Genomic DNA, 22,963 nt, shown 5'->3' on the forward strand with positions numbered 1-22,963 from the left:
GCCGTTGCCCCCGGATCAGGCCGGGCGGAACACCGCCACCCACACGCCCTCCGCCGCCTCGCGGAAGGTGACGCGCAGGGGCATGCCGATGCGGAGGTCCCCGTACGGGCAGTCGACGACCTCGGTCATCATCCGGGGCCCCTCCGCGAGGTCGACGACGGCCGCCGCGTAGGGGACCCGGGTGCCGAAGGGCGGGAGGTCGTTGCGGTGGACGACGGACCAGGTGTAGAGGGTGGCGCGGCCGCTCGCCTCCTCCCAGGTGACGCGGTCCCCGCCGGCCCAGCAGGAGGGGCAGAACTCGCGCGGGTAGTGGTGGGCCCGCCCGCAGTCGGCGCAGCGGCGCAGCAGCAGCCGGCCCCCGGCCGCCGCGTCCCAGTAGGGGCGGGTGAACCCGTCGGTCTCGGGGAGGTCGTACCGTGCGGCGGTCACGGGAAGAGTCCGATCGCCGCGTCGAGGGACCAGGTCTGCCAGGACATCGCGCCGAGCGCGACGAGGGAGATGAGGGCCATCATCGAGTTCTGACCCTGCTCGGCCCAGTCGTGGATCATCAGGACCAGGTAGAGCAGGTTGAGCAGCAGGCCGCCGACGAGGGCGACGGGGGTCAGGAAGCCGAGCACGAGGCCCAGTCCGAGGGCGAGTTCTGCGTAGACGACGACGTACGCCATCAGCCGCGGCCGGGGCCGGACCACCTTCTCGAAGCCGCCCTTGACGAAGCCCCAGCGGTGTTTGCCGGCGACGTCGGCGGCCCAGGCGATGCCGGTGCCGCGTTCGAACCAGCCCTTCTTGTCCTTGTGCCGCCAGCTCTCCAGCCACCACAGGCCGAGGCCTATCCGCAGCACGGCGAGCCATTCGGCGCCGGTGAGCCAGATGGTCTGCACGGTTCGCCCCTCCACCCACTCGTCGATCTGACGGTACGTCAGTTGAGCGGATCGGCGGCGATCCCGCAAGGGGCCCGACGCGAAGGGCCCGGACCGGGCGGGGGAAGGCTCAGGGGACCGAGAACAGCCTCCCGTACCCGCGGACCCCGTCCACCGGCTCGCCCGCCGCGCGCAGGGCCGCCCACAGCAGCACCTGGTTCGCGGTCAGCACCGGCCGCTCCAGGTCCGCCTCCAGGGCCTCGATCACCCCGACCGCCCGGAAGCCGTTGCCGCCGACCACCACCGCCTCCGCCGCGTCGGGGACCTGCTCCAGCACCCAGCCGTACAGGGCCTCCGGCCGGATCAGCGCCTGCCCGCTGGGCAGCCCGCACGGGGCCGCGTACGGGACCTCGAACCCGGCCTCCTCGTAGTAGCCCCGCCCCAGGTCGCTCAGGGTGGTGTCGAACCACGGCGGATCGACCAGCGCGAGCCGCGAGATCCCGAGCGCGCGCAGCGCCCCGACGGCGGCGGCGCAGGTGGCGACCACGGGCAGGCCGCCGGCCCGCTCGGTCAGCCGCTCCAGCATGTACGCCTCCCCGCGAGCGCCGATCACGTACGCGGAGCTGGTGAAGGCGTACGCGATGGCCGCCACCGGCGCGGCGGCCAGCAGCCCGGCCGCGTCGTCCACGTGCGGCGGCTCGGCGAAGGCCCGGACGGGGGCGAGCGGCACGGTCAGGCCCATGGTGCCGCCGGGGCCCATCGCGGCGAACGGCACCCGGGCGGCGTGCAGGCCCACGTCCGCCGGGGCCATGGCGCGCAGCTCCGACTCGGGGCCGACGTCGGCGTGGGGGGTGAGGACTCCGAGGCGGACGCGCACGTCCCACCCGTCGGGCTGCCACATCGCGTACGCACTCCTCTCGGGGGCCGGATGTCCCACTTTGTCACTGCCCGTGCCGTGCGGGCGGCGGGCCGCGCCGGGCCCGGGCGGGCCCGTGATCGATCCGCAATCGATTCCCTCCTCGTCCGAGACCCATCAACGCCGTGTGTCGATACGCTCACTGGCCATGCCCGAGCCCGACCTGACCTCCACCGAGCCCCGTCCCGTGTACGTGATCGGCGCGGGCCCCGGCGGCCTCGCCGTCGCCGCCGCACTGCGCGCCCGCGGGGTGCGCGCGGTGGTCGTGGAGCGGACCGGCGCGGTCGGCGCCTCGTGGCGCGGCCACTACGACCGGCTGCGGCTGCACACCACCCGGCGCCTGTCGGGCCTGCCCGGCCTGGCGATCCCGCGCCGGTTCGGGCGCTGGGTCGCGCGGGCCGACGTGGTCCGGTACCTGGAGAAGTACGCCGAGTTCCACGAGCTGGAGCTGGTGACCGGGGTGGAAGTGACCCGGATCGAGCGCGCCGCCGACGGGGCCGGCTGGACCCTGCACGCCTCCGGCGGGCGGCTGCTCGCGGCCCGCGCGGTGGTGGTGGCGACGGGCTACAACCACACCCCGGCGCTGCCCGACTGGCCGGGCCGCGAGGGGTACACCGGGCGGCTGCTGCACGCCCGCGACTACCGGAACCCGGCCCCGTACGCCGGACAGGACGTGCTCGTCGTCGGCGTCGGCAACACCGGCGCGGAGATAGCCGCCGACCTCGCCGAGGGCGGTGCCGGGCGGGTGCGGCTCGCCGTGCGCACCGTCCCGCACATCGTGCGCCGCTCCACCCTGGGCTGGCCGGCGCAGCGCACCGGGATCCTGGTGCGCGGGCTGCCGGTGCGGTTCGTGGACCGGCTGGGGGCGTACGCCGCCAAGGCCGTCCCCGACCTGTCGGCGTACGGTCTGCCGCGCCCGGCCTCGGGCCTGTACAGCAGGGTGCTGGAGGGGGCGGTGCCGGTGCAGGACGTGGGCCTGATCAGGGCCGTGCGCCGGGGCCGGGTGGAGCCGGTGGCCGCCGTGACCGGCTTCGACGGCGGCGAGGTGGTGCTGACCGACGGTACGCGGATCAGCCCGGACGCGGTGGTGGCGGCGACGGGCTACCGGCGCGGGCTGGAGGGGCTGGTGGGCCACCTGGACGTGCTGGACGAGCGCGGCCGGCCCATCGCGCACGGCGCCCGCGCCCCGCGCAACGCACCGGGGCTGTACTTCACCGGGTACACGAACCCGATCAGCGGGATGCTGCGCGAGCTGTCCATGGACGCGGTGCGCATAGCGAAGGCGCTCTCGCGCGGGTAGACGGCCCGGAGGGCCGAAATCCCCCCTGTACCGGAGCGAACGCCTCTGACACCGTTCAAGCACACCACCTCCACCACCTTTCCTGCGCATCCCTGTTCCTGACGGCGCGTCAGTTCAGTAATCTGACTACGCGTCAGCTATGGACTCTTCGAGCAGGGCGGGCGAAGCGATGCTTGGATCTACTCACGGCACCCTGACCACCGACTTCCGCGCACGCGTCGAGGCCTGCGGGGAGACCCCCAGGACGGCCGTCCACTCCACGGCGACACCCGAGGACTCGGACGCCCTGGACGTCAGCGGACGGCCCCTGCACTCCGACGTGCCCGACCTCGACCGGTTCTTCCGGCCCGAGTCCGTGGCGGTCATCGGCGCCTCCGACGCCGAGGGGAGGCCCAACACCGGCATCACCCGGCAGCTCATCGCCTGGGCCGAACGCGTCGGCGCCCGCGTCCACCCCGTGCACCCGACCCGCACCGCCGTCTTCGGACTGCCCTGCCACGCCTCCGTGGCCGAGCTGCCCGAACAGGTCGACCTCGCCGTGCTCCTCGTCGCGGACCCGCTCCCGGTCATCGAGGAACTGGCCGACACCAAGGTCAAGTTCGCCGTCGCCTTCGCCTCCGGCTTCGCCGAGACCGGCGACGAGGGCGCCGCCGCCCAGGCCCGCCTGGCCGCCGCCGTACGCCGCTCCGGGCTGCGGCTGCTCGGCCCGAACACCAACCTCAACGCCTTCGAGAGGTTCCGGGACGACCTCGACGGCCCCGCCATCGCCCTCATCACCCAGTCCGGGCACCAGGGCCGGCCCGTCTACACCCTCCAGGAGCTGGGCATCCGCCTCTCCCACTGGGCGCCGACCGGCAACGAGGCCGACCTGGAGACCTCCGACTTCATCTCGTACTTCGCCGAGCGGCCCGAGGTCGGGGCCATCGCCTGCTACGTCGAAGGCCTCAAGGACGGCCGCGCCTTCCTGCTCGCCGCCGACCGCGCCGCCCGCAACAAGGTCCCCGTCGTCGCCGTCAAGGTCGGCCGCACCGAGACCGGCGCCCGCATGGCCGCCTCCCACACCGGGAAGCTCACCGGCGCCGACACCGTCGTGGACGCCGCCATGCGGCAGTTCGGGGTCATCCGCGTCGACGGGCTCGACGAACTCCAGGACACCGCCGCCCTCCTGGCCCGGGCCAGGCCGCCGCGGGCCGACGGGGTCGTCGTGTACTCCATCTCCGGCGGCACCGGCGCCCACTTCTCCGACCTCGCCACCGAGGCCGGGCTCACCCTCCCCACCCTCTCGGACTCCAAACAGGCCGAGCTCCACCAGTGGATCCCCTCCTACCTCAACGTCGCCAACCCCGTCGACAACGGCGGCCACCCGGTCGGCGACTGGCGCGGCCGCAAGATCATCGACGCGATCCTCGCCGACCCCTCCGTCGGCGTCCTGATCTGTCCGATCACCGGCCCCTTCCCCCCGATGAGCGACAAGCTCGCGCAGGACCTCGTCGACGCCGCCGAAGCCACCGACAAGCTGGTCTGCGTCATCTGGGGCTCCCCCGTCGGCACCGAGGAGGCCTACCGCACCACCCTCCTCGGCTCCTCCCGCGTGGCCACCTTCCGCACCTTCGGCAACTGCATCACCGCCGTCCGCGCCTACCTCGAACACCACCGCTTCACCGCCTCATACCGCTCCCCCTTCGCCGACGCCCCCCGCACCCCGTCCCCCTCCCACCGCAAGGCGCGGGCCCTGATGCGGCCCGGCCAGCAGCTCAGCGAACACGCCGCCAAGCAGCTGCTGCGGGCGTACGGCATCCGCGTACCGCGCGAGCAGCTGGTGACCAGCGCGGCGGCGGCCGTCCGCGCGGCGGGCCTGGTCGGGTACCCGGTGGTCATGAAGGCCTCGGGCCCCCAGCTGGCCCACAAGACCGAACTCGGCCTGGTCAAGGTCGGCCTCACCTCGGCCAGCCAGATCCGCGACGCGTACCGCGACCTGACGGACATCGCCCGCTACGAGAACGTCCCGCTGGACGGGATCCTGGTCTGCCAGATGATCGAACGCGGCGTCGAGATGGTCGTCGGCGTCACCCAGGACCCCCTCTTCGGCCCCACCGTCACCGTCGGCCTCGGCGGCGTCCTGGTGGAGGTCCTGCGCGACGCGGCGGTCCGCGTACCCCCCTTCGGGGAGGACCAGGCCCGCACGATGCTCCGCGAACTGCGCGGCGCCGCACTGCTGGACGGCGTACGGGGCGCACCCCCGGCGGACGTGGACGCACTGGTGGAGGTCGTCCTGCGGGTCCAGCGGATGGCCCTCGAACTGGGCGACGACCTCTCGGAACTGGACATCAACCCCCTGATGGTCCTCCCCCGCGGCCAGGGGGCGGTGGCCCTGGACGCCCTTGCGGTGTGCCGCTGAGGTCTCGGGGTGCGCCGCGCCGTCCGGCGGGGCCGCGGGGTGCGCCGCCGCGCGGGCCGCGAGCCCCGGCGGAGGCCGTACGCCGCCCGCGGGTGTCCGGCCGCTGCGCGGGCAAGTTCCCCTACCCGCCCTTCGCCCGTTCCCCGGGGCTGCGCCCCGGACCCCCTGGGGGCTCCGCCCCCAGACCCTCCCCCAGCTACCGCTGGGGGGGACCCCCAGCGCCTCAACCGCCGGCGGGGCTGGAATTACCCGGCGGGCAGCACCCGGCGGGCAGCACCCGGCGGGCAGCACCCGGCGGGCAGCACCCGGCGGGCAGCACCCGGCGGGGCTGGAGTGCGCGGAGCGCACTTCCAGCCCCGCCGGCGATTGAGGCGCGGGCGCGGTAGCGCCGTGTCTTGAGCCGCACCGGCGCGCAGCGCCGGACCATCCCCGAGCCGCGCCGGCGACTGAGGCGAGAACGGGTGAAGGGCGGGTAGGGGACGGCCCCGCGCAGCGGCCGAACACCCGCACCCACCCCACCCCACAACCACCCGCACCCCGAACAGGAGCAGTCAGCCATGGACGAGATCCTGCACCGCACGGACGCCGGCGTCAGCTGGATCACCCTCAACCGACCCGACGCCATGAACGCCCTCACCTGGGACCAGCGCGAGCGCGTCATCTCGCTGCTCGACGCCGCCTCCGGCGACCCCGGCGTCCGCGCCGTCGTCGTCACCGCCACCGGCAAGGGCTTCTGCGCCGGCGCCGACCTCCGGGGAGGGAACACCACCGGCGAGCGCGTCGCCGGCGACGTGGCCCGCATGATCCGGCTCGGCGCGCAGCGCCTGATCACCGCGGTCCTCGACTGCGAGAAGCCCGTCATCGCCGCCGTCAACGGCACCGCCGCCGGCATCGGCGCCCACCTCGCCCTCGCCTGCGACCTCGTCATCGCCTCCGAGACCGCCCGCTTCATCGAGGTGTTCGTCCGCCGCGGCCTCGTCCCCGACGGCGCCGGCGCCTACCTCCTGCCCCGCCTCCTCGGCCCCCAGAAGGCCAAGGAGCTGATGTTCTTCGGCGACGCCGTCCCCGCCGCGGAGGCGGCCCGGCTCGGGCTGGTCAACAAGGTGGTCCCCGCCGACGGGCTGGAGGCCGCCGCCCGCGAGTGGGCCGAACGGCTCGCGCAGGGCCCCACCCGCGCCCTCGCGCTCACGAAGCAGCTGGTCAACGTCTCCCTGGACGGCGACCGGGCCACCGCGCTGGCCGCCGAGGCCACCGCCCAGGAGATCAACATGACCACCGCCGACGCGAACGAGGGCGTGGCGAGCTTCGTGGAGCGCCGCACCCCGAAGTACCTGGGCCGCTGACCTCCGAACGACTGAAATCGATCACCCGTGAGGCAGCAGTGATCAACCGATAGAACTCCTGACGCCCCGTTCATGTGAATAGCTGACCGCATGGGTCCTACCTGGCGAGCGAAAACCCGCCTGCCGCGCGCACTGTCCACCCTGTCCGCACTGTGCGCGGCGGCGGCCTCCGTGTTCCTGTCCGCGGCCCCCGCCCGTGCGGGGGCCTCACCCGTGCCGGAGGAACCCGCCGACCTGACCGTCACGGCCGCCGTACGCCCGCAGCGGGCGACCCGCGCGACCGAGACGTACGACTACCTCGTGACGGTGACCAACCACGGCCCCTCCACCGCCCGCCGGGTCACCGTCACCGACCGCCTCCCCGCCGCGCTGGAGTTCCTGGCCTCCCGCGACGGCTGCACGGCGGCCGGCCGCACCGTCACCTGCGGCCCCCTCCCCGCCCTCGCCGTCGGCGCCTCCCACACCTGGGTGGTCACGGTGCGGCTCGCGCCCGGCTACCGGGGCGAGGGCGAGGACATCGTCAACGAGGCCCTCGTCGACGCCGCCACCACCGACCCCCACCCCGCGAACAACTCCACCTCCCTCACCGGCCTCGTCCTCCCGCCCAGCGCCCGCCTGGCCGACCTCTCCCTCTCCAAGACGGCCGTGCTCGCCAAGGGCCGCAAGGACGTACGGCCGGGCGAGAAGTTCACGTACCTGATCTCGGTGCACAACGCGGGCCCCGCGACCGCCCGCCAGGTCGCGGTCACCGACCGGCTCCCGGCCGGGCTGGCCCTGCTGTCCTCCCCCGACGACTGCGCGTCCGCCCCGGGCGAGGAGCCCCTCGTACGGTGTCCCGCGCTCGACCGGCTCCCGGCCGGGGAGACGGCGGAGTTCCGCCTCACCGTGCGCGCCCTGACCGGGGACGAGGACCGGGCGAATCCCCCGGGCGGGCGCTGCACCCCGATCGAGAACACCGCCCGCGTCACCTCCGCCGTGCGCGACCCGGACCCGTCCGACAACGCCAACCCCCCGGGCACCACCGGCCCCGACGGCGGTCGGCTGTGCCTGGTGCGCGACACCCGGCCGCAGCACGACGACCACCACGACCACCCCCGGAAGCCGGACCACCACGACCACGACGGGGAACACGGCGGGCCCGCCCCCGACCGACCCGACCACCAGGTCCACGCGGAACGCCCCGCCCCGGCCGGCGAGCTCGCCGACTGCGGCACCCGCCTCCCCCGCGGGCTCGCCTGGGCCTCCGCCGCCCTCCTCGCCTGCGGCACCGCCCTCCGCGCCGCCGCGCGCCTCCGCCGCCGGTGAGGGCCGCCGCCCGGTGGCTCACGGCCGCCGCCGCCCTGCTCTGCACGGCCGCGCTCACGGCCGCCGCCCCGGCCGAGGCCCCGCCGCGCCCCCGCGCGGCCCTGGCCTTCCCCGTGAACGAGCCCTTCGACAGCTCCACCAACCTCGGCACCACCAGCGGCAACGCCTCCTACCCCACCGGCGGCGGCTGGCTGCGGCTGACGTCCGCGAGCAACAGCCAGGCCGGCACCTGGAAGATGAAGGACACCTTCTCCACCAACCTCGGCATCGTCGCCGAGTTCCGCTACGCCGCCTACGGCGGCACCGCGTTCGAGAACAAGCGCGGCGACGGCCTGTCCTTCTACCTCACCGACGGCTCCGCCGCCGACGGCGTGGGCCCCTCCGGCGGCAGCCTCGGCTACGCCTGCTCGGGCGTGGCCAACCGCTGCACCACCTCCGGCGTGCCCGGCGCGTACCTCGGCATCGGCCTCGACGAGTTCGGCAACTTCTCCTCCAACTCCGTCGGCAACGGCGGCCCCGGCGCCCAGTCCAACAAGATCGTGGTGCGCGGCGGCGGCAGCGGCACCACCGGCTACCGCTACGCCACCGCCGCCGACGGCCCCGGCTCGACCGTCGAGACCGGCAGCCGCGCCAAGGAACGCCGCGTACGCGTCTCCCTGCTCCCCAGTGGCAGCAAGCTGCTGCTGTCGGTGTGGTCGGACAGCGGCCCGGACACCGCCCTCACCCAGCTGATCAGCGACTACGACGTCACCACCATCGCCAACCAGCCCGCCCTCCCCTCCACCCTCAAGGTGGGCTTCTCGGCCGGTACCGGCGGCGCGACGAACATCCACGAGATCGACGACCTGACGATCAACGTGCCCGCCGACCTGAAGGTGGTGAAGTCGACCCAGCAGTCGACGGTGCCGGCCGGCGACCCGGTGACGTACACGGTCACCGTCTCCAACAGCCAGGCCAACGACGTGACGGGCGCCGTCGTACGCGACACCGTGCCCGGCCTCACCGACGTCACCTGGACCTGCCGGGCGGGCACCGGCGGCACCTGCGGCACGGCCTCCGGCAGCGGCAACGCCCTCGACACCAGGGCCGACCTCAGACGCGGCGGCTCCGTCACCTACACGATCACCGGAAACGCGCCCGCCCAGTCCAGCACCGTCTCCAACACGGCGACGGTCACGGCCCCGGCCGACCGCACGGACACCAACCCGGCCGACAACACCTCCACCGCCTCCGACGTCACCGTCACGGCCCGCGCGGACATCGCCGCCGAGAAGGAGGGCCTCGGGGCCGGGCCGGTGGCCCCGGGCGAGGAGTTCGAGTACCGGATCACCGTCCGGAACCTGGGGCCCTCGCACACGCAGACGGTGCTGATGTCCGACACCCTGCCCGACCAGCTGCGGTTCGTGTCCTCGTCCAGCGGCTGCACGGCCACCGGGCAGCGGCTGTCCTGTCCGCCCCGGGGGCCCGTCAACGCCGGTACGAGCGCCTCGTGGACGGTGCGCGTACGGCTGGACCCGGCGTACACGGGCGACGGCAGCGACCTCGGCAACGTGGCGTCGGTCCGCCAGGGCCTGCCCGACCCGCGGCCGGAGAACAACACCAGCGCGGCGGCCGGCCCGCCCGGCGGGCTCGCCCCGCCGCGGGCCGACCTGTCGCTCGCCAAGGCGGCGCAGGACCGTACGCCGGTCGCACCCGGGGAGACCTTCACGTACACGGTGACCGTGCGCAACGCGGGCCCCTCGGTGGCCCGGAGGGTACGGGTCACCGATCCGCTGCCGACGGGCCTGGCGTTCGTGTCCGGCGACGGCTGCACCGCCTCCGGGCAGGACGTGACCTGCGGGACGGAGCCGGCCGTGGACCCGGGCGGCAGCCGCTCCTGGACGTTCACGGTGCGGGTCGACCCGGCGTTCGCGGGCGACGGCACGGCCCTGCGCAACACCGCGACCGCCGTGTCGGACACCGCCGACCCGAACCCCCGGGACAACAGCGGCTCGGCCGGTCCCCCGGGCGGCCGGACCGGCCCGCCGACCGCCGACATCGAGCTGTCCAAGCACGTACGCGCGGGCTGATCCCCGTACCCCCGCAGCCCCCGCAACCCCCCGAACTCCCGTACAGCGCTCTGTACGGTCTCTCACGCACGAAACGGAACGATGCGCGATGACGACGACCCCAGGCCGGCGGTCGGTGGCGCGGGCCCTGGCCCCGCTGCTCTGCGCGGCCGCACTGTGGGCCGCCCCGGCCCCCGCGACCGCACAGCCCAGGGCCGCCCAGCCCGCGACCGCACGGCTCGCCCCGGCCGAGGTGACCACCCACCTGGCGGTGGCCCGGGCGGCCAAGGCCCCCGGTGACCTGATCACCTACACCCTCACCGCGCGGAACAAGGGCCCGTCGGTCGCCCGGAACGTGACGGCCACCGACCGGCTGCCCGACGGGATCACCTTCGTCGACTCCTCCGACGGCTGCACGGCCACCGGCCAGACCGTCACCTGCGGGCCCGAACCGCAGCTGGCGGCCGGGCAGAGCCGCAGCTGGCGCTTCCACGCCCGGCTGAGCGCCTCGTACCAGGGCAACGGCTCCGACCTCGGCAACAGCGCCTCCGGCAAGTCGGACGCCACCGACCCGGACCCGGGCAACAACAAGCCCGACCCGGTGCTGCCGCCCGGGCCGTTCGACCCGGTGTCGGACCTGGCGACCGTGAAGACCCCGCTGGGGGCCGGTCCGACGGTGCCGGGCCAGGAGTTCGAGTACGAGATCCGCACCTCCAACAAGGGCCCCTCGGACGCGCGCAACGTGACGGTGACGGACTCCCTGCCCGACGGGCTGACGTTCGTCTCCTCCGCCGACCCGTGCTCGGCGTCCGGCCGGACGGTCACCTGCGGCCCGCTGGCCCGGATGATCCCCGGCGGGGACGTGGTGTGGACGTTCAAGGTGAAGCTGGACGCGGCCTACTCCGGTGACGGCGAGAACCTGCGCAACACGGCCACCTCGACCTCCGCGTCGAAGGACCCCGAGCCCGCCGACAACACCTCGCAGCCGGTGCTGCCGCCGGGCGGGGTGACCGAACCGCAGGCCGACGTGTGGACGACGAAGCGCACCGCGAACGACACGGTGATCGCCCCCGGCCAGACCTTCGAGTACGTGGTGACGACGACCAACGACGGCCCGTCGCGCGCGGTGGACACCACGGTCACCGACAAGCTGCCGTCCCAGCTGGCCTTCGTGTCCTCGCCCCCGGCCGACGGCTGCCGGGCCACGGACGGCACGGTCACCTGCGGCCCGCAGGCCGTGCTGGAGCCGGGGGCGTCCCGGACGTGGCGGTTCACGGTCCGCCTGGACAGCAACTACACCGGGGACGGCTCCGACATCCGCAACACGGCGACCTCCACCGCGCGGACCAAGGACCCCAAGCCGGAGAACAACACGAGCAGCCCCGCCGGCCTGCCCGGCAGCCGCGTCAACAAGCCGACCGCGGACCTCGGAGTGCGCAAGGAGGCCGTCGGCACCAGGCCGCCGGTCCCGGGCGAGACCTTCGACTACCGGATCCGGGTCAGCAACTACGGCCCGTCGGCGGACGCGTTCAACGTGAAGCTCACGGACAACCTGCCCGAGGGCCTGTCGTACGTGTCCTCCACGCCGTCCGGCTGCACCGCCGCCGGGCGTCTGGTGTCCTGCAGGCGGACGGCCCCGCTGAAGGTCGGCGAGACCGTCGAGTACCTGCTGACGGTGAAGATCGACCCCGGCTACAAGGGCACGGGCTCCGACCTGAAGAACACCGCCGAGGTCACGGCCGACAACATCGACCCGGCGTCGGAGAACGACAAGGGCACCGCGACCGTCCCCGGCGGTCACGTGGCGGAGCCCTCGGCCGACCTGGCCATCGCGAAGCGGGCGGTGCAGACCGCCGCCATCGCCCCGGGCGAGACCTTCGACTACTCCCTGACGGTCACGAACAACGGCCCCTCGCAGGCCGACCAGGTCACCGTCACCGACACCCTGCCGACGGCGCTGAGCTTCGTCTCGGGTGACGCGACCTGCGTCTCGGGCCGCACCGTCACCTGCGGCCCGCTGGCCCACCTGGCCCCGGGCGCCTCGGTGACCTGGGTCATCAAGGTGAAGCTGGACCCGGCGTACACCGGCAACGGCTCGGACATCGGCAACACGGCGACGGTGGACTCCCTGACCGCCGACCCGCGTCCGGCCAACAACACCAGCGCGGCGGCCGGCCCGCCCGCGGGCACGGTCAAGGAGCCGACGGCCGACCTGGAGGTGGGCAAGACCACTCCGTGAGGACCGCTCCGTAAGAACCATTCCGTGCACGGGTCCGGCCGGCGGGGCGCACGCCCCGCCGGCCGGACCCCGTCGGCGGCTAGCCGCGGGGGTTGGGCTTGAGCAGCGCGAACACGGCCCCGGCCGGGTCGGAGGCCCAGGCGATCCGGCCGACGTCGGGCACGTCGGCGGCCGGCATCAGCACCGCGCCGCCGTTCCCCTCGACCGCCGTCACGGTGGCGTCGACGTCCGCGACCTGGAAGTACGGCACCCAGCGCGGCACCATCGTCGAGGCGCCGCCCGCGCCCTCGCCCTGCGGGGCGACCCCGCCGAAGGACCCGTCCTCCTGGTCCCCCTCGCCGATGCTCAGCACCCGGTACGTCATTCCGGGCACCTCCATCTCCACGTACCGCCAGCCGAACACCCCGGCGTAGAAGCGGATCGCGGCGACCGGGTCCGGTACGTGGAGCTCCGCCCACACCAAGGTGTTCACCTCGGAGGCCACCTCCAGCCCGCCGGTCTTGCCGGGCTGCCAGGAGGCGAACTGGGCGCCCTGCGGGTCGGTGAACTGGGCCAGCCAGCCCTCGCCCATGACGTCCGTGGGATCCATCCGCACCAGTCCGCCCCCGGCGACCACGGCCGCCGCGGTGGCCTGCATGTCGGCGCTCTGGAAGTGCACCATCCACGCCGATGCCGCGCCCTTCTCGGTGAGCGGGCCGAGGGCGGCCACGGTCTTCCCGCCGAGCCGGAAGAACCCGTACCCGCCCGCCTCGGGCCCGGCGGAGACGTACTCCCAGCCGAAGACCGACGCGTAGAAGGCGGCGGCCGCCTCGGTGTCGGGGCTGCCGAGGTCGAGCCAGTTGGGCGATCCGGTACGGAAGGCGGTGCCGAGCATGGGTCCTCCAGCGGGTGGGGCGACACGGTCGCTGGCCACCATGCCCACCCCCGCCCACACGCACGGCCCACGCCCGCCCGGGCCCGGACGGATTCACCCGTTCGGGGGGTGCCAGGCCGGTCCTCAGCCCGCGATGAGGAACCCGGTGCCGAAGAGCAGCAGCACCAGCAGGAGGCCCGTGGTCACGGCCGCGCCCCGCGCCAGCGTCCGAGCCGGGCCCGTGTCCCGCGCCCGCGCGTACAGCGCCCCGGCGACCGGCAGAACCGCGAGCCCCGCGACCCACGCCCAGGTCGCCCCGAAGGGCAGCCCGCGCCGCCATCCCTCGACGGCGTAGAGGGCCGCGAGGGCGGCGCCCAGCAGGACGGCCAGGACCGGTGCGGGCAGGCGGGTGCGCCGGCCGAGGGCCCGGGCGGCGGCGGTGACGGGCAGGGCGAACAGCGCGGTGTGGAGCAGCCCCAGCAGCGGGAACAGCAGGGGGGCCACGCAGAGCAGGACCATGAGGCCGAAGGCCCCGCCGCTGGCTGACTCGTAGTGCGACTGCCGGAGGGAGAAGAAGACGGAGACCGCCACCAGCAGCAGCGGCTGTCCGGCCGCGAGGGCCAGGGCCCCGGGCAGCTCGCGGTTCCACACGCTCGCCGGCTCGCGGACCTGCGGCACCTGCCCGCGCACCCGTATCGCGTACGCCATCACGCCCCACCCACCCCACGCTTGAACGTGTTCAATACGCTCGCACCCTACACCCGGCCCGGGCCCCGCCCGCACGCCTCTTCACATCTGACGCACCGTCAGCTTCAATCGGCAGGGTGATGGGACACGCAGGGATGGCGGCCACCGTCGTCCGATACCTCAGGTCAGCCGGCTCCCCCACCTCGGCCGGACACGTCGACGCTCTGCCCCGCCCCGACCTCCGGGCCGTCGGCGAGGACGAGCGCGCGCCCGTCAGCCCCGCCGAGTTCCGGGCCGTACTGGGCAACTTCGCGAGCGGGGTCACGGTCATCACCGCCCCGCCCGCCGAGGGCGAGGAGGGCCCGGCCGGCTTCGCCTGCCAGTCCTTCGCCTCGCTCTCCCTGGACCCGCCCCTGGTCACCTTCATGGTGGCCCGCACGTCGACCACCTGGCCGCGGATCGCCCGCGCCGGGGTGTTCTGCGTCAACATCCTCGGGGCCGAACAGGGCGAGCTGTGCCGGGGCTTCGCCGTCAGCGGCGCCGACAAGTTCGCCGGGGTCCCCCACCGGCCCGCCCCCGCGACCGGCTCCCCGCAGCTGGACGACGTACCGGCCTGGATCGACTGCCGGATCCACGCCGTGCACACCGGCGGGGACCACCTCATCGTGGTCGGCCGGGTCGAGGCCATGGGCGCCGCCGGCGAGGGCGACCCGCTCCTCTTCCACAAGGGCCGCTTCGCCCGCCTGGCCGACTGATCCCCTCGCCCTGAACGGCAGTTATCCTCCTGCGGTCGACGTCAGGGCGGGGGCCGTGGTGGGGAACGCGTACGGGCCGGGGCGAACCCGGTGGACCAGCAGCACCGGGTGGCTGATGGTGGGGAGCGCCGCGGCCGCGGTCCTGTGCTCCCTCATCGGAGTGAGCCCGTACCCGCCGCTGGCGGTGGAGGCCGGCCTGGCCGGCGCCTCCGCCCTGTTCGCCGTGTGCTGGGTGGCGGCCTCCCTGCACGCCCGGCGCACCCCGCCCCGGGCCGACCTGCGCAAGCGCCCGCCGGGACGGCCGCGCGGCCGCCTGCTGCGCATCGTGCTCGCCTTCGGGATCCCCGTCGCCACCTTCGCCGCCCTCGTCGTGTGCTTCACCGGGTCCGGCGAGGAGGGCAGGCGCAGCGAGCGGCTGGAGCGGGCCGGCTACGACCGCCACGAGGCCCGGATCGCCCGGCTGACCGGCGAACCGGAACACCACCCGGCCACGGACGACGACGACGAGTCCTACACCACCGACGTGGTCCTCAGCGTCCCGTACCACGGCGGCCCCCGGGACGTGGCCGTCGAGGGCGTGACCACCGGAAAGTACCCGGAGCCGGGCACCACGGCCGAGGTCTACTTCGCCCCCGCCCACCCCGAGGCGGGCGTGGGGATCCGGCCCGCCCGCTCGTACCGCAAGGTGTGGATCACCGTGTTCCTCGCGGTCGTCCTCACCCCGTGGCCCTTCATGGCGGGCGCCGCGATCAAGTCGTACATCGAACCGAGGGCCCTGGAGAAGATGCGCCGCTTCGACGCCGGCACGCACCTGCCCGCCCTCGGCATCCTGCTGCTCGGCGTCCTCGCGCTGCTCCCACTGGCGCTGGAGGTGCCGGTGGCGGGCTCCACCCGGCTCTGGGCCCTGCTCGCCCTCCCCGCGCCCGCGCTGGCGCTGGCCTGGACGGCCCGCCGCGCGTAGTGCGGCGGGCCACCCCTGCCACCCGGCTCAGAAGGTGAGCACCCCGCGCGCGACCCGCCCGTGGTGGGCGTCGTCCACGGCCTTGGCGAAGTCCTCCACCGGGTAGACCTCGGTCACCAGCTCGTCCAGCAGCAGCTTCCCCTGCCGGTACAGCTCGGCGTAGAGCGCGATGTCCCGCTGCGGGCGCGAGGACCCGTACCGGCAGCCCATGATCGTCTTGTCCAGGTACACGGAGGACACCAGGAAGGACGCCTCCTCCTTGAAGCCCGGCACCCCGAGCAGCACCGCCTGCCCGTGCCGGTCGAGGAGGTCGACGGCCTGCCGGATCAGCTTCACGTTGCCCACGCACTCGAAGGCGTGGTCCGCGCCCGTCGGCAGGATCTCCCGGACCGCCGCCGAGGTGTCGGCGACGGCCGAGGCGTCCACGAAGTGGGTGGCGCCGAACTGCCGGGCCACCGCCTCCTTCGCCGGGTTCGCATCCACCGCGACGATGGCCGACGCGCCCGCGATCCGGGCGCCCTGGATGACGTTGAGCCCGATCCCGCCGGTGCCGATGACCACGACGGTCTCCCCGAGGCCCACCCTGGCCCGGTTCAGGACCGCGCCCACGCCGGTGAGCACCCCGCAGCCGATCAGCGCGGCCGAGGTCAGCGGGACGCCGTCCGGGATCTTCACCGCCTGCACGGCCTTGACCAGGGTCCGCTCCGCGAACGCCGAGTTCGAGGCGAACTGGAACAGCGGCTGCCCGGCCCGCGAGAAGGGCCGGTCCGGCATCCCGATCGCCTTGCGGCACATCGTCGGCCGGCCCCGGTCGCAGTCCGCGCAGGCCCCGCAGTTGGCGAGGGTCGACAGGGACACGTGGTCACCGGGCGCCACGTGCGTCACCCCGGCCCCCACCGCCTCGACCACGCCGGCGCCCTCGTGCCCGAGGACCACCGGCGGCGGGAACGGGATCGTCCCGTCGATCACCGACAGGTCGCTGTGGCACAGCCCGGCCGCCGCTATCGCGACCAGCACCTCCCCCGGCCCCGGGTCCCGGATCTCCAGATCCGCGACCACCTGGGCCTGCTTGCCGTCGAAAACGACGCCTCTCACCTGGGCTCCTTAGGCAGGCCGAGCACCCGCTCGGCGATGATGTTCCGCTGGATCTCGTCCGAGCCGCCGTAGATCGTGTCGGCCCGGGTGAACAGGAAGAGGCGCTGTTCCTCGTCGAGTCCGAGTTCGTACGGGTCCCCCTGCGCCCAGAGCCCCGGCCCGGCCGACGCGACCGCGCCGCGCACCTGGACGGCCAGTTCGCCGAGCCGCCGGTGCCAGCCGCCCCACAGCAGCTTCGCCACGCTGGGCGCGCCGGGGTCCCCGGCCGCGCCGCCCAGGGTCCGCAGGGCGTTCCAGCGCATGGTGCGCAGCTCCGCCCACTGCCGTACGAGGCGTTCGCGCAGGACCGGGTCCGGGGCGCCCGAGGCCGCGTACGCCTTGACCACCCGTTCCAGTTCGGCGGCGAAGCCGATCTGCTGGACGAGGGTGGAGACGCCGCGTTCGAGGGCGAGCAGGCCCATGGCGACGGCCCAGCCGTTGCCCTCGCCGCCGACGACCTCCTGTGCGACGGCCCCGTCGAAGAAGACCTCGTTGAAGTCGGCCGTCCCGGACATCTGCCGGATCGGGCGGACCTCGACGCGGCCGGGCTGGTCCATGCGTACGAGGAGGAAGGACAGCCCCCGGTGGCGGCGGGAGCCGGCTTCGGTGCGGGCCAGGACGAAGCACCAGTCGGCCTCGCGGGCCAGGGAGGTCCAGATCTTCTGCCCGGTGACGCGCGGCAGCCCGTCGGCCGTGTCCCGGACAGCGGTGGTGCGCACCCCGGCGAGGTCGGAACCGGCGCCGGGCTCGCTGTAGCCCTGGCACCACAGTTCCTCGCCGCGGGCGATGGCGGGCAGGTAGCGGTCCTTCTGCTCGCGGCTGCCGTAGGCGATCAGGGTGGGGGCGAGGAGGTTCTCCCCGATGTGGCCGACCCGGGCGGGGGCGCGCAAGGCCGCGTACTCCTCGGCCCACACCACCTGCCCGGTGAGGGAGAGCCGCCGGTTGCCGTAGCCCTCCTCCTGCCAGCCCTGGCCGATCCAGCCGCCGCGTCCGAGTTCGCGTTCCCAGTCGCGGCGGGCCCCGACCCCTTCGTGCTCGCTGCCCGGTCCGCCGAGGCCGACGGCCTGCGCGTACGGGCCGACGAGGTGCCCGGTGAGCCACGCGCGAGCCCGGGCGCGCAGTTCCCCGTCCTCGGCCCCGAAGCTGAAGTCCACGCCGTTGCCCCCTTCTAGGCGTTGGGCCGGTCCTTGGCGGCGGCGGCCTTGGCCATGGCTTCGAGCTGGGCGAGCATCGGCATCGGGTCGGTGCCGACGGTCCCCGGGAGGAAGTCGGCGATCTTCTCGGGGGTCCAGGCGCCCTCGGCGTAGCCGGCGCGGAGCTCGCGCGGCTGGGCCCAGACGGCGATCTTGGGGCCGGCGATCGTGTAGACCTGCCCGGTGATGTTCTCGGCCCTGGCACGGTCGCTGAGCAGGTACGTGACGAGCGCGGCGACGTCCTCGGGGTCGCCGATCTCCTTGAGCTCCATCGGCACGTTGGCGGACATCCGGGTCCGGGCGACGGGCGCGACGGCGTTGGCGGTGACCCCGTACTTGTTGAGGCCGAGGGCGGCGCTGCGGACGAGGGAGATGATCCCGCCCTTGGCCGCGCTGTAGTTGGCCTGGGCGACGGATCCGGTGTGGTTCCCGCTGGTGAACCCGATGAGGGTCCCGGAGCCCTGCCGCCGCATGACGGCGGAGGCGGCCCGGAACACGGTGAAGGTCCCCTTCAGGTGTGTGGCGACGACGGGGTCCCACTCCTCCTCGGACATGTTGAACAGCATCCGCTCGCGCAGGATGCCCGCCACGCAGACGACGCCGTCGACGCGCCCGTACTCGGCGAGGGCGGTGTCCACGATGCGCTGGCCGCCGGCCATGGTGGAGATGTCGTCGGCGACGGCGACGGCCTCGCCGCCCGCGGCCTGGATCTCCTTGACCACGTTCTGCGCGATCTCGCTGGTGGGCTCGCCGCCCTCGATCCCGACCCCGTAGTCGTTGACGACGACCTTGGCGCCCTCGGCGGCGGCGGCGAGCGCCACCGCCCGGCCGATGCCCCGGCCCGCGCCGGTGACGGCGACCACCTTTCCTGCCAAGAAGTTCCCCACGGCCGACCCCTTCCCGTGTTTTCTGACGGACCGTTAGATTCTATGACCAGTCAGATCCCTTCACACAAGCCCTAGGAGCTGATGGCCGGTGACCCTCCCTCCCGAGTTCCACGAGATCGCCAAGCGGATCAACAACTGGGGCCGCTGGGGCGCCGACGACGAGATCGGCACCCTGAACCTGATCACCGACGAGGTGGTGCGCGCGGCCGCGGCCGAGATCCGCACCGGCCGCCGGATCCCCCTGGCCCTCCCCCTCAAGGAGGACGGCGTCCAGGCGGGCCTCATCCCGGGCCGGGTCAACCCCCTCCACACGATGGTCCAGATCAACCAGGAGCTCTTCGGGCCGGGCACGGTGGCGTGCTCCGACGACGCCGTGACGATGGGCCTCCAGTCGGCCACCCACTGGGACGCCCTCACGCACGTCTCGCACTCGGGCCGCATCTACAACGGCCGCCCGGCCTCGACGATCACCGCGCACGGGCGCGCCGAGTTCAGCGGCATCGACAAGGCCCGGCACATCGTCTCGCGCGGGGTCCTGCTGGACGTGGCCCGCGCCAAGGGCCTGGACCGGCTCCCGGGGGACCACGCGGTCACCCCCGGGGACCTGGCGGAGGCGCAGGAGTTCGGCCGCGTCACGGTCCGCGCGGGGGACGTCGTACTCGTCCGCACCGGCCAGATCCAGGCCTACCTGGCGGGCGACAAGCACGGCTACGGCTTCCCGTCCCCCGGCCTGTCGGTCCACACCCCCCAGTGGTTCCACGCCCGGGACGTGGCGGCCGTCGCGAACGACACCCTGACCTTCGAGATCTTCCCGCCGGAGATCGAGAACCTGTGGCTGCCGGTGCACGCGCTGGACCTGGTGGAGATGGGCATGCACCAGGGCCAGAACTGGAACCTGGAGGAACTGTCCACAGCCTGTGCGGAAGCCGGCCGCTACTCCTTCCTCCTGTCGGCGATGCCGGAACCCTTCGTAGGCGGCACCGGCACCCCGGTGTCCCCGGTGGCGGTGCTCTGACCCCTCCCATCGCGCCACACCTGCCGGTCCGGGTCCGCGGATTCGAACGGACCCGGCCCGGCCAGCGAAGACGATGCATTGACCACACACCTGCTCGGATACCCCTGTGCCACGTGGGACTGAGCCGCACCCGTGTTATCCACAAAAGAGCTGCAACCAGGCCGAATCCCCCCTTCATACCCAGACGCGACTTCGGAACGATGAGTCCCGCGACTCGGCGGCCGCCGTCACGAGCGGCGACCGCACGGCTGCCGAAGCAGAAGAAGGGGAACACCCATGTCACCGCGCAAGATCCTCGCGACGATGACCGCCACCGCGGCCCTGATCGCGGGCCCGGTACTGACCGCCGAAGCCTCGACGACCGCCGCCTTCTCCCAGCAGACCCGCGCCGCCGGCCTCACGGCCGCGCAGACGACCGAACTCCAGCAGCAGGTGGACGCGTTACTCGCCACCGAGCCCGGGGCCCGCCAGGTCTCCGCGAACAAGCTGTCCACCGCCGGCGGCAACGTGGTCCTGCGCGCCCCGGGCCAGACCGAGACCCGCGACCTCGCCTCCCCGGACACGGCGCTGGCCTGTAACAACGGCCACCTGTGCATCACGGACGGCAACGGCAACAACTACGACTACTACCGCTGCGGCTACTACGACTTCAACGGCGTCGGCAACGGCACGTTCAACAACAACCAGACCTCCGGCACCCGGGCCCGCTTCTACAACAACGACGGCAGCGAACGCTGGTCGCACGTGGCCAAGGGAACGGGCACCGCGAACTGGACCCCCGTCTTCCACATCCGCCCCTGCTGAGACGCTCCGCTCCGCCGACGAGGCCGCCCGATCCCGCCCGCGGGGCCGGGCGGCCTCCCCCCTTTCCGCCTCCGCAGGGGGCAAGTGGTGGTCAAGGGCGGCGCCGACAGCGCTGGAACGTACACCGGCCGTACGATCCAACCGTTCGGCATCGGCAAGCGACAGGGGGAAGACGTGACGGACATCGTGGAAGGCCGTGCCCGGCCCAAACCCGAGAGCGCGGACCGGGTCAGGAGCCAGGCGGCCCCGCACGTCCAGTCCCCGTACCTCCTCGAGCGCTCCTGGCTCGGAGAGTTCGAGATCTGATGCCCACGGACGACAAGGCCCCCCGCATCCGGGAATGGCGCGACGGAAACCACGCGAACGCCCGCGGCATCGCCGACATGCTCGGAGTGCCCCCCGAGGCGTACGCGGCCGACCCGCTGATCCTGATCCCGGCCCTCCAGGACTACGTGGACCGGGCCCCGCTCGACGAGTTCGAGCAGTCGGACTGGATCACGTTCCGCTGCGACCTGGTCTCGTACCTCGCGGACGTGATCATCCGCCGCCACGGCGCCGCCTGGCGCATCGCCGACGATCCCAGACACCCGCGCGGCTACTGCTACGTACTCGAAGCCCGCGGCCAGGAGGGCAACATCCACCGCGTGGACCCCTTCGACGTGATCACCCTCGAACTCCGCGAGCCGCGCATCGAAATCGTCAGCCTGATCGCGACCGCCGAATACACCCTGCACCTGTGCCCCGAATTCCTGCGCGCCGAAGCGAAGACCGGAAACCCGCCGACGCCGCTGCTCGCCTCCGTCATGACCGAGCTGGCCGGCCTGGAGGACCCGAAGATCCGCGCCGCGAACGAGCGGCACGGCGACGACCACGCCGTGAACCTCACCGAGCTCCGCGCCCTCGCCGATCGCCTCAAGACGCAGCAGGACCTCGCCCGCGAGCTCTGGGCCACGGACAACAGCGCCGCCCGCCTGCTCGCACTCCTCACCTGCCGCCCGGAGGCGTACGACCGGGCCGAGCTCGACACCATGCTGCGCGAGGCCCGCACCCCCACGGTGCACGACTGGCTGGTCGGCAACGTCGTCAAGAAGAGCCCGCACGCCGAGGAGCTGCGCCTGGCCTGGTCCGCCGACCCGGACCCGGTGGTCCGCCGCGCCTCAGCCCCCTGACGGCGGACCGAGGTCGTCCAGCATCCGCACGAGCGGCCGTCGCAGCGCCACCGCGACGGGGCTGGAATCCGTACGCGCGTACTCCACCAGGGCCGCGCGGGCAGCACCCACCGCCGGCCCCGGATCCGCACCGCCCAACGCGTCCTCGACGACCCGCACCACCAGCGCCGCGAGCTCCGCCAGCGGCGCCCGGGCCCGCGCCAGGTCACCCGCCAGCTCCTCCCGGCCCGCGAACGCGACGACCTCCCCGGCCAGCACCACCACCTCCCCGGCGGCCCGGTCGACGGCGGCGATCCCGCTCGCCCGGGCCCGTACGTCCTCCCGGTGCCGCCCCCTCACCGGGTTGAACCGCATGGCGCGCTCCGCCTCCCGCGCCCGGACGGCGCCCCCGTGCACGGCTTCGGCGTGCGTGGTCACCAGGGCGAGGCTGTCCCGGGCGGCACCCGGCCCCCCACCCAGCACGGCGGCGGTCCCGCCCAGGGACCGGGTGACCCTCATCCGGCAGTCCTCGGCGATCCCGGCCAGCGTCCGGTACGGGTCGGGCGGCCACAGCAGCGGCGCCAGCCCGACCGTCACCACCGCACCGGCGGCCGTCTCCCACACCCGGTGCCAGGCGTACGCGTCCGGCGACGTACTGGCGAACACCAGCAGCGAGGACGCCGCCACCTGGATGTTCAGCCCGCCCGAGGCCCGCAGGAACATCCCGACCCCGAGCCCCAGCGCCACCACCACCGCCAGCGCGGCGGTCGAGGGCCGCAGCAGGTTCACGACCGCGATCCCGATCAGCACCCCCGCCACCACCCCCAGCGACCGCTGCACCGAAGCCCCGAGCGCCGTCACCGGATCCCCGCGCAGGGCCACGAGCGGCACGACGGCCGCGTACACGGGCGGCTGATCGGCCCCGAGCCACAAGGCCACCTGCCAGGCGACGACGACGGTCACCACGATCCGCGCGGCCCCGGCCACCTCCCCCCGGGGCACCCGCCCGGAAACCCACTCCCGCACACCGCGCAAAGAAGCCCCTGACCCGAAGAGCCGACCCGAGACCCCCCAGCCTCCGCCACCCGCCCCCGCTCCCCCTCCATTGGACCGAATGCAG

At 74.0% G+C, this 22,963-nt stretch carries 20 protein-coding genes and 1 pseudogene; 12 read left to right on the forward strand and 9 right to left on the reverse strand.

Annotated features, from left to right (window positions below; genetic code table 11):
• Positions 1 to 15: 15 nt before the first annotated feature.
• The 3 genes from OG553_RS14360 to OG553_RS14370 all read right to left on the reverse strand — a co-directional run bounded on the left by OG553_RS14360 (position 16) and on the right by OG553_RS14370 (position 1,758).
• Positions 16 to 429 (reverse strand): Zn-ribbon domain-containing OB-fold protein, encoded by a 414-nt coding sequence (locus OG553_RS14360; RefSeq protein ID WP_405979362.1) that lies wholly within the window; start codon positions 427 to 429, stop codon positions 16 to 18.
• Positions 426 to 878: a DoxX family membrane protein gene (locus OG553_RS14365; RefSeq protein WP_405979363.1), complete on the reverse strand. Its 453-nt coding sequence runs from the start codon at positions 876 to 878 to the stop codon at positions 426 to 428. Before OG553_RS14365 ends, OG553_RS14360 begins: the two co-directional genes overlap by 4 nt.
• Positions 879 to 987: 109 nt before the next feature.
• Positions 988 to 1,758, reverse strand: a complete 771-nt coding sequence (locus tag OG553_RS14370) for a maleate cis-trans isomerase (protein WP_405979364.1) — start codon at positions 1,756 to 1,758, stop codon at positions 988 to 990.
• Between the two features lie 163 nt (positions 1,759 to 1,921).
• Between OG553_RS14370 and OG553_RS14375 the strand changes: the two genes are divergently transcribed.
• The 6 genes from OG553_RS14375 to OG553_RS14400 all read left to right on the forward strand — a co-directional run bounded on the left by OG553_RS14375 (position 1,922) and on the right by OG553_RS14400 (position 12,406).
• Positions 1,922 to 3,073 carry a flavin-containing monooxygenase gene (locus OG553_RS14375; RefSeq protein ID WP_405979365.1) on the forward strand — a complete coding sequence of 384 codons (1,152 nt, stop codon included), beginning with the start codon at positions 1,922 to 1,924 and terminating at the stop codon, positions 3,071 to 3,073.
• 169 nt (positions 3,074 to 3,242) lie between these two features.
• Positions 3,243 to 5,471 (forward strand): acetate--CoA ligase family protein, encoded by a 2,229-nt coding sequence (locus OG553_RS14380; protein ID WP_405979366.1) that lies wholly within the window; start codon positions 3,243 to 3,245, stop codon positions 5,469 to 5,471.
• Positions 5,472 to 6,028: 557 nt separating this feature from the next.
• Positions 6,029 to 6,814 carry an enoyl-CoA hydratase/isomerase family protein gene (locus OG553_RS14385; RefSeq protein WP_405979367.1) on the forward strand — a complete coding sequence of 262 codons (786 nt, stop codon included), beginning with the start codon at positions 6,029 to 6,031 and terminating at the stop codon, positions 6,812 to 6,814.
• Positions 6,815 to 7,027: 213 nt separating this feature from the next.
• A complete protein-coding gene (locus OG553_RS14390; protein WP_405979368.1) occupies positions 7,028 to 8,119 on the forward strand; it encodes a DUF11 domain-containing protein in 1,092 nt (363 codons plus the stop codon).
• A complete protein-coding gene (locus OG553_RS14395; RefSeq protein ID WP_405979369.1) occupies positions 8,116 to 10,188 on the forward strand; it encodes a lectin-like domain-containing protein in 2,073 nt (690 codons plus the stop codon). Before OG553_RS14390 ends, OG553_RS14395 begins: the two co-directional genes overlap by 4 nt.
• Before the next feature lie 88 nt (positions 10,189 to 10,276).
• A complete protein-coding gene (locus tag OG553_RS14400) occupies positions 10,277 to 12,406 on the forward strand; it encodes a DUF11 domain-containing protein (RefSeq protein ID WP_405979370.1) in 2,130 nt (709 codons plus the stop codon).
• Positions 12,407 to 12,485: 79 nt separating this feature from the next.
• On the opposite strand, the gene OG553_RS14405 is transcribed toward OG553_RS14400, so the two are convergent.
• Together OG553_RS14405 and OG553_RS14410 are read right to left on the reverse strand one after the other, a co-directional pair.
• A complete protein-coding gene (locus OG553_RS14405; RefSeq protein WP_405979371.1) occupies positions 12,486 to 13,280 on the reverse strand; it encodes a VOC family protein in 795 nt (264 codons plus the stop codon).
• 123 nt (positions 13,281 to 13,403) lie between these two features.
• Positions 13,404 to 13,967: a hypothetical protein gene (locus OG553_RS14410; RefSeq protein ID WP_405979372.1), complete on the reverse strand. Its 564-nt coding sequence runs from the start codon at positions 13,965 to 13,967 to the stop codon at positions 13,404 to 13,406.
• Positions 13,968 to 14,086: 119 nt separating this feature from the next.
• Here OG553_RS14410 and OG553_RS14415 point away from each other — a divergent pair, with 119 nt between their 5' ends.
• A complete protein-coding gene (locus OG553_RS14415; protein WP_405983036.1) occupies positions 14,087 to 14,701 on the forward strand; it encodes a flavin reductase family protein in 615 nt (204 codons plus the stop codon).
• Positions 14,702 to 14,816: 115 nt separating this feature from the next.
• Positions 14,817 to 15,662, forward strand: a complete 846-nt coding sequence (locus OG553_RS14420) for a hypothetical protein (RefSeq protein ID WP_405979373.1) — start codon at positions 14,817 to 14,819, stop codon at positions 15,660 to 15,662.
• A gap of 27 nt (positions 15,663 to 15,689) precedes the next feature.
• Here OG553_RS14420 and OG553_RS14425 read toward each other — a convergent pair whose 3' ends face one another.
• The 3 genes from OG553_RS14425 to OG553_RS14435 are packed head-to-tail and all read right to left on the reverse strand — an operon-like array spanning position 15,690 to position 18,876.
• A complete protein-coding gene (locus OG553_RS14425) occupies positions 15,690 to 16,757 on the reverse strand; it encodes a Zn-dependent alcohol dehydrogenase (protein ID WP_405979374.1) in 1,068 nt (355 codons plus the stop codon).
• Positions 16,754 to 17,950 (reverse strand): acyl-CoA dehydrogenase family protein, encoded by a 1,197-nt coding sequence (locus OG553_RS14430; protein WP_405979375.1) that lies wholly within the window; start codon positions 17,948 to 17,950, stop codon positions 16,754 to 16,756. Before OG553_RS14430 ends, OG553_RS14425 begins: the two co-directional genes overlap by 4 nt.
• 14 nt (positions 17,951 to 17,964) lie before the next feature.
• Complete coding sequence (locus tag OG553_RS14435) at positions 17,965 to 18,876, reverse strand: SDR family oxidoreductase (RefSeq protein ID WP_405979376.1); 912 nt, start codon at positions 18,874 to 18,876, stop codon at positions 17,965 to 17,967.
• A gap of 88 nt (positions 18,877 to 18,964) precedes the next feature.
• Between OG553_RS14435 and OG553_RS14440 the strand changes: the two genes are divergently transcribed.
• The 4 genes and pseudogenes from OG553_RS14440 to OG553_RS14455 all read left to right on the forward strand — a co-directional run.
• Positions 18,965 to 19,891 carry a cyclase family protein gene (locus OG553_RS14440; protein WP_405979377.1) on the forward strand — a complete coding sequence of 309 codons (927 nt, stop codon included), beginning with the start codon at positions 18,965 to 18,967 and terminating at the stop codon, positions 19,889 to 19,891.
• 276 nt (positions 19,892 to 20,167) lie between these two features.
• A complete protein-coding gene (locus tag OG553_RS14445) occupies positions 20,168 to 20,695 on the forward strand; it encodes a hypothetical protein (RefSeq protein WP_405979378.1) in 528 nt (175 codons plus the stop codon).
• Positions 20,696 to 20,869: 174 nt separating this feature from the next.
• Positions 20,870 to 21,001, forward strand: a complete 132-nt coding sequence (locus OG553_RS14450; protein WP_405979379.1) for a hypothetical protein — start codon at positions 20,870 to 20,872, stop codon at positions 20,999 to 21,001.
• Positions 21,002 to 21,498: 497 nt separating this feature from the next.
• Positions 21,499 to 21,852, forward strand: a pseudogene (locus tag OG553_RS14455) (DNA alkylation repair protein); the annotation flags it as partial.
• On the opposite strand, the gene OG553_RS14460 reads toward OG553_RS14455, so the two are convergent.
• Positions 21,853 to 22,845 carry an FUSC family protein gene (locus tag OG553_RS14460; protein WP_405979380.1) on the reverse strand — a complete coding sequence of 331 codons (993 nt, stop codon included), beginning with the start codon at positions 22,843 to 22,845 and terminating at the stop codon, positions 21,853 to 21,855.
• Between the last annotated feature and the right edge of the window lie 118 nt (positions 22,846 to 22,963).

It is taken from the genome of Streptomyces sp. NBC_00158 (assembly GCF_045160885.1).
Classification (GTDB): domain Bacteria; phylum Actinomycetota; class Actinomycetes; order Streptomycetales; family Streptomycetaceae; genus Streptomyces.